Genomic DNA, 11,409 nt, shown 5'->3' on the forward strand with positions numbered 1-11,409 from the left:
TGACCCCTGCTGTCAAATCCGTACACCTAAACTTGGGAGATTTTAATCAGGCAGCTTGACGATAGAAATCCATCCAAACTTGTCTTGGCGATCTCATACCTAAACTCTGCTGAATCCTGACTTGATTGTAATCTAACTCAATATATTTCAAGATGCTGTTGATTGCTTCAAATCGAGTTTTATAATTATGATGATATACCAGCTCATTCTTTAAAACGCCCCAGAAGCTCTCTATTGGCGCATTGTCATAACAGTTACCTCTCGCACTCATAGATCCTTTAAAACCGTGTTTAGTGATCATTTTGCGATAATCATCGCTGCAATACTGACTACCTCTATCTGAATGCACAATAAGTCCTTGGCTAGGTCTTTTATCTTTGATTGCTTTATTTAAGGCCTTACAGACTAAATCAGTCTTCATGCGTTTATCGATAGCGTAGCCAACCAGTTCTTTGGTATACAAATCTTTAACGCCTGCCAAATAAAGCCAGCCCTCATCTGTCCAGATATAGGTGATATCACTGACCCAGACACAATTAGGACGATTAACGCCAAACTTCTGTTTAAGCAGGTTAGGATAAACACGCTTGTTATGCTCTGAGTCCGTTGTCACTTTAAAGCGCTTATGACGTCTACATTTGATACCATGTTCTTCTTTGATACTACGTACCATATACTTGCTGACATCGTGTCCTTGTTCATTTAGGTGAGCATGCAGACGCTCATAGCCATATCGTTCTTTGGTCTTCCTGTGCGCAGCTTTTACAAGCAGCTCACAGTGATTGCGATGTATTTGCTGAACACTGATGTCACGCTTTTTCCAGTCATAGTAGCTTGATGGTTTGATATCAAGGTTTTTGCACATGGCTGTGATACTAAATTCATATTTGTGATGGTCAATAAAGGCGTACCTTACTGATCGTGTTTGGCAAAGTACGCCGTAGCCTTTTTTAATATCTCTCGCTCTTCTTGTGCTATTTTTAGTTCACGCTTTAAACGCTTAATTTCTTCAAGGGCTGAAACAAGCTCTGGATCGTATTGCTTAGTACCTTTGAGTTTGCCTTGATTGGCTTTTCGTTGCCAATTGGCTAGTGTCTGCATTGGTAGCCCTAAATGCCTTGCTGTGGCACTGACATTGCCACCATTATTCTCTATTGCTTTGACCGCTTCTGCTTTAAATTCTTCACTGTATCTTTTAGCTTTCTTTGTCATGGTAAACTCCTAATTGTCTTCCTTAGTTTACCAAGTTTTTATCTACGGTTTTTTCAGCATAGCTCATATGGTAAGCCAGCCATAACAAATAGCTCGTTCCCAATATTTTAATCATCAGCATCATAGTAGGGTGATTAACAATGACTGCTGCCATACCCCAATAACTCAGCCACAACATAATACCGACACCAAAACTGATACCCAGCATATGCCAACGGCATCCCCAATAGCCCCGTTTAAGACCACCTTGCAAAAGCATAATATTGTTTGGGCCAGGTGTAATTGAGTTGATTATCATAAAGACGGCTAAAGCTATAACGCTACCCTCAATGGCAACCATATCTAATTTCCTTAATAGCTAAAACCTAAAGACCATGTATTATTTCAATTGCGGATAAACTAACTATATAGACTATTAACTACACAATACCTATGCAATTAAAATAACAGTTAACAAACTGTCATGATTGGTAAAACATAACAGTTTTATAGTTTAAAGAATTTTAATTTTTTATTTAAAAAATATGAACCCATACAGTACAATACAGATTAAATAGCAATACTTATAATGCTATGATGGGTTACCTATGCAGTATGAATAGTAGACAGCTTTTTGCATTAAACCCGATAGTAGCAACTCCCGATAGTATCAACACCTTATCAATCAAACTGTCATTCATTACCAATTATTCAATACCTATCAAAAGAGCGTCATGTTATGTCTGAGACTTATAGCCTAAATCCAAACCTGACTAAGACTGAAGCAATTATAGAGTGGATCAATAAGCGCATTGAATGGCACGTTTACAAACCAAATCAGCGGGTGCCATCGGTAAGGAAATTAGCGATATTACTAGGGGTTTCAAGTTTTACCGTGTCTCAAGCGTACGAGCAGTTGGTGGCGACCAATGTATTGACAGCAAAACAAGGCTCAGGTTATTACGTGACTAATTTAGCCTTTGAGGATCAATCGCTAATGTCCACTGTCAAAGAGCAAGACAAGACGACTGATAAGACTCTGGAGATTGACACTAAGTGGCTAGTGCGACAGATGTTTTCTAAGACGCCATTAGATCGTTCACCGGGTTCTGGCGTATTACCGCTTGACTGGGTACGTAATGATAAGATGGCGTGGGCAATACGGCATGTTACCCATCAGGCGGATGATTTTATCTATGATTATGGAGATATTCAGGGCTATATGCCGTTAAGACAACACCTTGTCCAGTATCTAGCGATGCTTGGTATGCAGACCACGGCTGAGAACATCATCACCACAGCTGGTGTGTCGCAAGCTGTGCTAATCGTCACCCAGTTATTACTCAGTGAGGGAGATGTTGTTTTGGTTGATGAGCCTGGCTGGTTTTGGCTATCCAGTAGTTTGCAATTGCAAGGTATAAAAGTAATTGGCATTAAACGGGATCATCAAGGTCCAGATATAGAACAGATGACACTGATGTTTGAACGATATCGGCCAAAGCTATACCTGACCAATAGCGTCTTACACAATCCCACGTCCTATAACCTGCATCCCGCGCGTGTGCATCAGGTCTTAAATCTAATACATAAGTATGATGCTTATATTTTGGAAGACGACTTATATGCCGCCTTATTACCAGACAATACGGCACTTCGCTACTCAAGTTTGGATCAGTTTGAACGGGTATTTTATGCCACAGGTTTTTCTAAATATATGGCATCAGGTTGGCGAGTCGGGATGTTAGTTTGCCCCGATAAATTCATAGATGACATTATTGGCATAAAAACGTTAAGTAATATGACCACGCCTGAATTTGGAGAGCGAGTGATACATAAGCTCTGGACGCATGGCGAAAGCCGTCGTCAACTCAAGAAGCTGCAACAGCATTTGTATACGGCGCATCAACAGCTACGTCAAAAACTGACTAAGATGGGAATTGAATATCCTGAACACACTCAGTCAGGGATGTTTGTTTGGATTGATGTTGGATGTGATACTGCAAAACTTGCTCTTAAAGCGCATAATGACGGTTGGCTCATAGCACCGGGGCAACTGTTTAACCCAAATGGTGAATATTCGACAAACTTACGCCTAAACGTTGCCACTACCAGTGATGAGTTTTTGCAGTGGTTAGAGGGTTATATCTCTGATGCAAAAAAATAGTGAACACATGATTTTAAGCTAATCCTGCCATCCGCTTCTATCTTACTTGCCCACTGGAGCGGTGTCTAATAGCTAGAAATGTTCCTGTTATCTCGATACCACTTCTAGCTAAGTCACCACAACCAGTGGTCAAGCAAGTATATCCGCTACTGTCAGGGCTAAACCGCTCCTTCGAGTTAACCTTCGATTGCATCTACGAATCATTTAATCTGGAAAAAATACAAACTCAAACCCAATTCTCCAGTTTTAAATCGGGCACTCGCTCAAACTTTTTCGTGTTAAGGGTGTTAAGGGTGTTAAAGTGTTTGAAGGAACAATAACGAGGTGAAGTGATTATACATAATAAACTAATTGCTATTTATCGCTTATCGATATACAATAAAACCTAGTCAGTTAATTCATATTTGTTAGCACTACAAACAGAATACAGGTTGTCAAGATTTTATGATTGTTGATTTTAAATGTAGTGCAACACAAGCTCTTTTCGAAACAGGTAAGACTAAACGTTGGTCAAGTATTATTAGAGTAGCCGAGCGTAAGCTGTTACAGCTAGATAATGCCGTAGCCTTAGATGACTTAAAAGCTCCTCCAGGTAATCGATTAGAGCCACTAAAGGGTAGTAGAGAAGGTCAACACAGCATTCGCATAAATAACCAATGGCGACTATGCTTCGTATGGACAGAACAAGGCGCAACACAAGTAGAAATCGTTGACTATCACTGATTTGTATATTCCCTTAGCCATTAAAAAATAGCAGTAAGAATTTAGAGAGACAATATTATGATTAAAAATGGAATGCGACCTATTCACCCGGGTGAAGTATTGAGAGAAGATTTTCTTGAGCCTCTTGATATGAGCGCCAATGCTTTGGCTAATCATCTTGGTGTCACGCCAGCCCGTGTCAATGAAATTGTTCGTGAAAAGCGAGGTATAACAGCAGATACAGCATTGCGACTGGCTAAATATTTTGGAGGTAGTGCCCAGTTTTGGTTAAACCTACAATCGACCTATGAACTAAGACTGATTGAAAGTCAGAACCCCTCCTTTTTAGATGGTATTGAGCCTATTGAATATGCTTAATACTTTTTAACGGTAAGTTGTATTAATTTGTTCACTTCGTAATTCTAAATCAAACACTCGGCATAACTTTCAATAGTAGAATTGCAATCTTTATGTGTTGTTTCATCGGTATTAACGGCTAATTTATTAGGCAAATCAACCCAGTAAGTATCAGGATGATTATTAGCTAAGTAAGACTGTAAGTAGTCTTTAGTGCTATCCACAATCTCAACATCGGGTTCATAATTTGACGCTAAACGTTTGTCAGGTTGCCAATGATTGTAAATGACAGCATGTAAGGGCAGTGAACGAGACTTGATAGCCTCAATGCTCAGTAGCGTATGATTAATACTACCCAATCTTCCAGAAGTGACTAAGATAACAGGATAGTGTTGTGACGCAATATAATCCAAAGTTAATAACGAGTCAGTGAGTGGCACCATAAGCCCACCAGCGCCTTCTAACAGCACAATGTCATATTCTCGTTTCAGCGTATTGGTTGCATCGGAAATACGGCTTGGCTCAATAATTGTATTATCAAGTTTTGACGCTAAATGGGGCGAGGACGGCTTTTGAAGTACATAGGGACAAGTCGTCATATCGTTATCGCGCGCCTGTAAGTCTATGCCCATCATATTTCTATGCGTCATAATATCTTCAGCGATGCTGTCACACCCTGTTTGTACTAACTTTTGAGTGATGACTTTACAGCCTTTTTGATGTAAAACTCTGGCTAAACTGCCAGTAGCAATAGTTTTGCCAATATCTGTATCAATCCCTGTTATAAAATACACGCTCATAATTTTATTAACTCAATAGTATAATGAATAGCATAACCTAAATTCGTGATAATCAACTCATCAAATTTAAGGTTATAGTCATCCCTCTATAGCAAAGCAATGCATCTTATCTTTTGAAAAAACGGTCATTTATCTCATTTTAAATCTGTAAAGGTTAGCTCCCTTTCTTTTCCAAAGGAAGGGTTGGGGATGGATTTTTTAAATAAAATGGTAACAATGTCTTAAAAACACTTATCCAAAATTCAGTTTAGTTATTAAATTAACCATTGTTAAAACTATGGATTAAAATAGTCCGTTAAAACCTGCTTCAATCTATCGCATAACATCAATACTTCATCTTCCGTCATGATAATTGGCGGCATAATATAGACCAATTTTCCAAAGGGCCTAATCCAAACATTATGTTCAATCAACAAACGCTGAAACCTTGACATATCAACGGCGTCATGCAACTCAATTACACCAATAGCTCCAAGCACGCGTACATCCGCTACCTGATCAAAAGTGATTAATGGTTGCAAATATTGATTAAGTTGCTGTTCAATATGTAGCGCCCGTTTAGGATAATCATGCTCAATAATGAGCTCAATTGACGCCAAGGCCACAGAGCAGGCGAGGGGATTGCCCATAAACGTAGGGCCGTGCATTAAAGCAGAATATTCACTATTGGCAATGCGTTCAGCAACGTGACGCTGACACAATGTCACAGCAAAGGTCATATAGCCACCCATCAGCGCTTTACCTACTGTCATAATATCAGGCGATATGTCTGCATATTCACACGCAAACATCTTACCAGTACGCCCAAAACCTGTTGCAATTTCATCGGCAATTAACAAAATGTCGTAGTCATCACATAATTTACGTAGCAGCGTTAAATACTCAGGATTGTAAAACCGCATACCACCCGCACCTTGAACCACAGGCTCAATGATAAAAGTGGCCATTTGGTGCTGATTTTTTGCAAAAAATTCTGTTAGTTGTTGTTTACTATCGTCGTCTAAAGGTGTTTCAAATCCAGACTTAGGCTTATCAAAAAACAGTTGTATCGGTAACTGTTTGCCATAAATACTATGCATACCATTAACAGGATCGCAGATACTCATCGCATGCCAAGTATCACCATAATAGCCAGATCGGGTTGTCGCTATTTGATTGCGTTCAGCCTTATTTTGAGCCAATTGATACTGAAGAGCCATTTTTAAGGCAACTTCGACTGCAATACTGCCACTATCTGAATAGAATATTGCATCGAGGCCATTGGGTACTATTGTAAGAAGTTTTTTACCCAAATCGATTGCAGGTTGGTGTGTAAGACCGCCAAACATGACATGTGCCATCTTATTTAATTGGTTGCGAATAGCGTCATTCAATATAGGATGATTATAACCATGTATTGCAGCCCACCAAGATGACATGCCATCAATAAGCTGTTCACCAGATTTTGTATAAAGATACACACCATCAGCGTGATCAATGACTATGTTCGGATATTGCGGTGGCAATGTTGCGTATGGATGCCAGAGATGATTTTGATCAAAGGTGTTATTAATACTTTTATCGAAGTTATCAAAGTTTGAGTGTGTCATTATGATAGTCAGATTAATTTGATGATAGATATGTACGGATTTTATATATTTTAAATACATTAAGCTTATACTAGCTTGTTCAAAGCAAAACTACTATAGCGAGTTCTGAGTAATAATAACACTTAACGTGATGTTATTTGATTGTATTAAGGCACTTAAAACCGGTTGGTCTGTTTTCGCATAATGTATATTATGTTAAATAAGGTCTATATACGTATTGCCTATTCATATTATTTGAATCTGATTTATATATATACTACTGCAAATACTTGGCCATCTTAATCTAACAGATAAAACATAATAAGTAATTATGCTTTAAAAACTGCACTTCAGATTTGCACATACCTAGAACTATCACCCTATCTTTTTTATTCTGTGCAAATCTGAGAGCTACCTTTTAAATTATTAAGAGATCAAATTACTTTTTAAATCTTCTTTTGATTTATCAGTACCTAATTTAGTATTAAAACTTTTATCTGCCTCTAATGAAATACTTCCCTTCCGTTTATCCCACCAAATAAACATATTGGCCAATACAGAGCCTGAAACTGAATGCCATATAGTAGCCACAGCAGCTACTACAGCTGATTCTGCACTAGTTGGAAAGAATTTAGTGCTTTATCCTGTCGCTAATCCAGCATTTTGAACACCAACCTCTATAGCAAGTGTTCTTTTTTTGGCAGCATTAGTACCCACTATTGCTCCTGATAAATACCCTAGTATATAGCCTGAAAAGTTATGTATGGCTATAGCAACAATGGCAATAAAAGCTGATTCAAAGAGTTGTGCACCAAATATTGCAGCAACACCGCCGACAATACAAGCAAATGCAATTACAGCAACGCCCGGCATGACCTTTCGTACTGATTCAAACCAAGTTTTATTTTGAAATAGGATGTTAAAGATTGAACCAATAGCAACAGGCATCAAAGTTACTAATAGCATAAACCTAAACATACTCCAACCGTTCATTTCAACCGTTTGACCTACTAAATAAATCATCCATAGTGGAGTCACCACAGGAGCAATAATTGTTGAAAGTGTTGTCATGCCCACTGAAAAAGCAATATCTCCTTTTGCTAAATAGCTCCTAATCCCTATGATCATTTAATTAAAAATGAAGTAAAATATTTATTAAAAGCTATCTTAAAAAGTTTAATAAATTTTTAAATATAACTATAATGGAAAAAATATTTTTACTTTATAACTTATTTTTATTAATTAAACGACCTAAACTATTGAAACCTTAAACTCGATCAAATATTTGACCTTAGTAAGCTAAAACTAATTTAGAAACTAAGCAAAAATGTATTTAGCTAAAAGAACAACAGTAATCACCCATACAGCAACACTGATTTGAGAAAACTTGCCAGTGATTAATTTAACAGCGGTATAAGTAATAAAGCCTAATGCGATACCATCTGCTATAGAAAATGTTAATGGCATCAATATTAATGTTACTGCAGCAGGTGCGGCTTCTGTTAAATCATCCCAATCCACATCTTTTAATGTATAAAGCATTAATACTGCTACATAGAATATCGCACCTGCAGTCGCATAAGCTGGAATCATACCTGCTAAAGGCGCAAAAAATAAGCTTAATAAAAACAGAACACCTACCGTTACTGCCATTAACCCAGTTCGACCACCAGCAGCTACTCCAGCTGTACTTTCTACATAGCTGGTTGTAGAAGATGTGCCCAATACTGCACCGGCCACAGTTGCAGTAGAATCTGCAATAAGCGCTTTACCTAAATTAGGCACTTTTTCATCTTGCTTCATCAACCCTGCTCTCTTGGTCACTGCAATTAGTGTCCCAGAGGTGTCAAACAAATCAACAAACAAGAATGCAAATATCACACTAATCATACCAATATCAAAGGCACCAGCGATATCCAATTGCATCAAAGTAGGCGCAACCGGTGGAGGCATTGACATAAATCCGCCAAAGGCCACTTCACCGTAGATAACCCCTAATAGGGTGGTTAATAAAATACCTATGGTTACCGCGCCAGGCACATTACGATAGCTAAGCCCAATAATGACAATAAAGCCTAAAACAGCCATCGCAGGACCAAAGGTGGTTATTTCACCTAAAGACACAAAAGTGGCTTCATTAGCACCGACAATGCCCGCATTTTTTAAAGCAATAAACCCTAAGAATGCACCAATACCTGCAACAATACCTTGCTTTAAAGTATGAGGTATTGAGTTAATAACCCATTCTCGAATTTTAAATAGGCTTAATAGGATAAATATACAACCAGATAAGAATACGGCTCCTAAAGCTATTTGCCAAGTATGACCCATACCTAAAACAACACCATAAGTGAAAAAAGCATTCAAACCCATACCTGGCGCCAAGGCCAAAGGCAATTTGGCATATAGACCCATGATAAAACAACCTACCGCAGCAGCAACACAAGTCGCGACAAATACTGCCCCTTGATCCATACCAGCATCAGCCAGGATCATAGGGTTAACGAAAATTATGTAAGTCATGGTCAAAAAGGTAGTTATGCCCGCAACAATCTCAGTTTTGACGCTACTGCCCTTCTCCGAAATTCCAAAATATCTATCTAATGCACTCATAATGAATCCTTAATTGAGTAAGATATAAAATTACATACGAAACTAAAACTCTTGGAGCAATAACCATACCAATACAAAAAAATTAACTTTCAATTGTGGTGGCATATTTATTGCTATAAGCTTATCTATATAGTTAACCAATTAGTCAAGTTTTAATTCTAGGGTTATATCCAAGTGTTTAATTGAAGTTGTTTTTAACTATTAAAACAGTTTTTAACAATGATTGAATCAATAATGTGTAACCCTTATCCCAGCATAGAGTTAATAGTCAATAGAGAGTTAAATGATTGAATTTAAAGTAAATAATAGAGAATATAAAGTTGATGACATCAATCCAAATACTACGGTATTGGACTATTTAAGAAATACCCTTAACCTTTTTGATGCTAAAGAAGGGTGTGCAAGTGGTGATTGTGGTGCATGCACTATTTTGGTGAGAAAAACCACGGATTTAAATAACACAGGACGCTTTTATACTATTAACTCTTGTATCACTTTATTATCGCTAATGAATGGTTGTCAGCTATTCACTGCTTCCTACCTTGCTGACAACCCTAATAATCATCCTGAACAAGCCAAATTGCACCCTGCTCAACAAGCTTTAGTAGAGTGTCATGGTTCTCAGTGTGGTTTTTGTACCCCAGGTTTTGTCATATCATTGGCTTGTCTCTATGAAAATCAAAAAATAGAAAAATCGAATCATATTCAAGTGATTGATAGCTCTAATATAAACTCGATTGATGGTACAACACCTGATAGTGCTAACAGTAACAATAGCAACAATTCAGTTAGTGAAGATAAAGTGATAGCAGCTATTGCAGGGAACCTTTGTCGCTGTACTGGTTACAGACCTATCGTTGAGGCAGGTATAAAGATGTTCCAACCTCAGAGTAACAAGGAGGTATTTTCTAGATTTGATGGACTGGATTTAGTCGAGTATAAAAGTAAAACTAGCGAACAAAGTTCTATTCAACAATGTAAAGATGCACCAATTCCAGCTTTAAGTGATCAAGAAAACCAATTGTTTATACCTAAATCTCAGTCTGAGTTAGAACAACTATTAGCCTTATATCCTGATGCTATTTTATGGGCTGGCGGTACAGATTTAGGATTGAGTATTACCCAACAGTTTGTTGATTATAAAACCATCATCCAATTATCGAATATTAATGAACTTCAGCAATGGTCATGTGTTGAAAATAAAGAGAAAGGTATTCAAACCCTAATATTGGGGGCTGGCATGACTTATCAGCAGCTACAGAGCCCTTTAGAAGAACACATTCCACAGTTCGCCAAAATACTCAAGCGTATAGCCTCACCGCAAATTCGTAATATGGGTACAATCGGCGGTAATATTGCAAATGCCTCACCTATAGGTGACTTGCCCCCTATCCTACTCGCTTTGGATGCCAAAGTTCATATCAGGTACTGTCGTCAAAATAGTTCAAATCATACTAATTTGGATACCGCTCTAGTAGGGACTGACACAACTATAAACGAAGATATAAAAGGATTTGTTGATGAAATCATACCGTTAGCAGACTTTTTTATTAGTTATAAACAGACAAAAATACAATCTGGAAGTTATATCAAGGCCATTCATGTTCCGCTATTGGCTGAGCACCAGCAGTTAACGATTCATAAAATTAGTAAACGCTTTGAGGATGATATATGTGCCTGTTTATTAGCGTTAAGAATAGACGTAAATGAAGCTTCTAATGAGATTATTGATAGCCGTATAGGGTTAGGCGGCATGGCTGCCGTGCCTTTATTGGCATTAAATTCACAGCAAAAACTTACCAATGCTGCGTTAGAGATGGAGAGCTTTAAAGCTTGTGCCGCCGCTTTAGCAGAGGATGTGACGCCATTAAGTGATGTAAGAGCCAGTCGTGAGTATCGCATGCAGGTTATCCAGCGACTCATCATCCAAAGTGGTAAACAACTACTCACTAAATACACCACTCTATCTAATTAATAGAGTTTGTGAGTGAATTTAAACATTTAAATTAATATA

General features: G+C 37.9%; 10 protein-coding genes. 4 read left to right on the top strand and 6 right to left on the bottom strand.

Annotation, left to right across the window (positions count from 1 at the left end):
• Positions 1–46 precede the first annotated feature (46 nt).
• A protein-coding gene (locus AC2SLT_RS07590; protein WP_486547055.1) for an IS3 family transposase occupies positions 47–1,212 on the bottom strand; the annotation gives its coding sequence in 2 pieces (ribosomal slippage) (positions 47–942 and positions 942–1,212; 1,167 coding nt in all).
• A 22-nt stretch (positions 1,213–1,234) separates the two neighbouring features.
• Complete coding sequence (locus tag AC2SLT_RS07595) at positions 1,235–1,552, bottom strand: LysE family translocator (RefSeq protein WP_486547056.1); 318 nt, start codon at positions 1,550–1,552, stop codon at positions 1,235–1,237.
• Positions 1,553–1,930: 378 nt separating this feature from the next.
• Between AC2SLT_RS07595 and AC2SLT_RS07600 the strand changes: the two genes are divergently transcribed.
• The 3 genes from AC2SLT_RS07600 to AC2SLT_RS07610 all read left to right on the top strand — a co-directional run bounded on the left by AC2SLT_RS07600 (position 1,931) and on the right by AC2SLT_RS07610 (position 4,435).
• The gene (locus AC2SLT_RS07600) at positions 1,931–3,355 is read left to right on the top strand and encodes an aminotransferase-like domain-containing protein (RefSeq protein ID WP_486547057.1); all 1,425 of its coding nucleotides are present in this window, start codon (positions 1,931–1,933) and stop codon (positions 3,353–3,355) included.
• A gap of 444 nt (positions 3,356–3,799) precedes the next feature.
• Positions 3,800–4,078: a type II toxin-antitoxin system RelE/ParE family toxin gene (locus AC2SLT_RS07605; protein WP_486547058.1), complete on the top strand. Its 279-nt coding sequence runs from the start codon at positions 3,800–3,802 to the stop codon at positions 4,076–4,078.
• Positions 4,079–4,135: 57 nt separating this feature from the next.
• Complete coding sequence (locus AC2SLT_RS07610; RefSeq protein WP_486547059.1) at positions 4,136–4,435, top strand: HigA family addiction module antitoxin; 300 nt, start codon at positions 4,136–4,138, stop codon at positions 4,433–4,435.
• 44 nt (positions 4,436–4,479) lie between these two features.
• On the opposite strand, the gene bioD is transcribed toward AC2SLT_RS07610, so the two are convergent.
• From bioD to AC2SLT_RS07630, 4 genes are all read right to left on the bottom strand, one after another.
• Positions 4,480–5,214 carry a dethiobiotin synthase gene (gene bioD / locus AC2SLT_RS07615; protein ID WP_486547060.1) on the bottom strand — a complete coding sequence of 245 codons (735 nt, stop codon included), beginning with the start codon at positions 5,212–5,214 and terminating at the stop codon, positions 4,480–4,482.
• Between the two features lie 275 nt (positions 5,215–5,489).
• Positions 5,490–6,803: an adenosylmethionine--8-amino-7-oxononanoate transaminase gene (bioA, locus tag AC2SLT_RS07620; RefSeq protein ID WP_486547061.1), complete on the bottom strand. Its 1,314-nt coding sequence runs from the start codon at positions 6,801–6,803 to the stop codon at positions 5,490–5,492.
• A gap of 618 nt (positions 6,804–7,421) precedes the next feature.
• Positions 7,422–7,910, bottom strand: a complete 489-nt coding sequence (locus AC2SLT_RS07625) for a bile acid:sodium symporter family protein (RefSeq protein WP_486547062.1) — start codon at positions 7,908–7,910, stop codon at positions 7,422–7,424.
• Positions 7,911–8,099: 189 nt separating this feature from the next.
• Complete coding sequence (locus tag AC2SLT_RS07630) at positions 8,100–9,395, bottom strand: NCS2 family permease (RefSeq protein WP_486547063.1); 1,296 nt, start codon at positions 9,393–9,395, stop codon at positions 8,100–8,102.
• A 283-nt stretch (positions 9,396–9,678) separates the two neighbouring features.
• Here AC2SLT_RS07630 and AC2SLT_RS07635 point away from each other — a divergent pair, with 283 nt between their 5' ends.
• Positions 9,679–11,370 carry a xanthine dehydrogenase small subunit gene (locus AC2SLT_RS07635; RefSeq protein ID WP_486547064.1) on the top strand — a complete coding sequence of 564 codons (1,692 nt, stop codon included), beginning with the start codon at positions 9,679–9,681 and terminating at the stop codon, positions 11,368–11,370.
• Positions 11,371–11,409 lie beyond the last annotated feature (39 nt).

It is taken from the genome of Psychrobacter sp. CX18 (genome assembly GCF_057396215.1).

Excerpts from the sequence above, each read along its gene's own strand:
- AC2SLT_RS07635 (WP_486547064.1), top strand. The coding sequence starts at position 9,679 with ATGATTGAATTTAAAGTAAATAATAGAGAATATAAAGTTGATGACATC.
- AC2SLT_RS07605 (WP_486547058.1), top strand. The coding sequence starts at position 3,800 with ATGATTGTTGATTTTAAATGTAGTGCAACACAAGCTCTTTTCGAAACA.
- AC2SLT_RS07595 (WP_486547056.1), bottom strand. The coding sequence starts at position 1,552 with ATGGTTGCCATTGAGGGTAGCGTTATAGCTTTAGCCGTCTTTATGATA.
- AC2SLT_RS07600 (WP_486547057.1), top strand. The coding sequence starts at position 1,931 with ATGTCTGAGACTTATAGCCTAAATCCAAACCTGACTAAGACTGAAGCA.
- AC2SLT_RS07630 (WP_486547063.1), bottom strand. The coding sequence starts at position 9,395 with ATGAGTGCATTAGATAGATATTTTGGAATTTCGGAGAAGGGCAGTAGC.
- AC2SLT_RS07610 (WP_486547059.1), top strand. The coding sequence starts at position 4,136 with ATGATTAAAAATGGAATGCGACCTATTCACCCGGGTGAAGTATTGAGA.
- bioA (WP_486547061.1), bottom strand. The coding sequence starts at position 6,803 with ATGACACACTCAAACTTTGATAACTTCGATAAAAGTATTAATAACACC.
- bioD (WP_486547060.1), bottom strand. The coding sequence starts at position 5,214 with ATGAGCGTGTATTTTATAACAGGGATTGATACAGATATTGGCAAAACT.
- AC2SLT_RS07625 (WP_486547062.1), bottom strand. The coding sequence starts at position 7,910 with ATGATCATAGGGATTAGGAGCTATTTAGCAAAAGGAGATATTGCTTTT.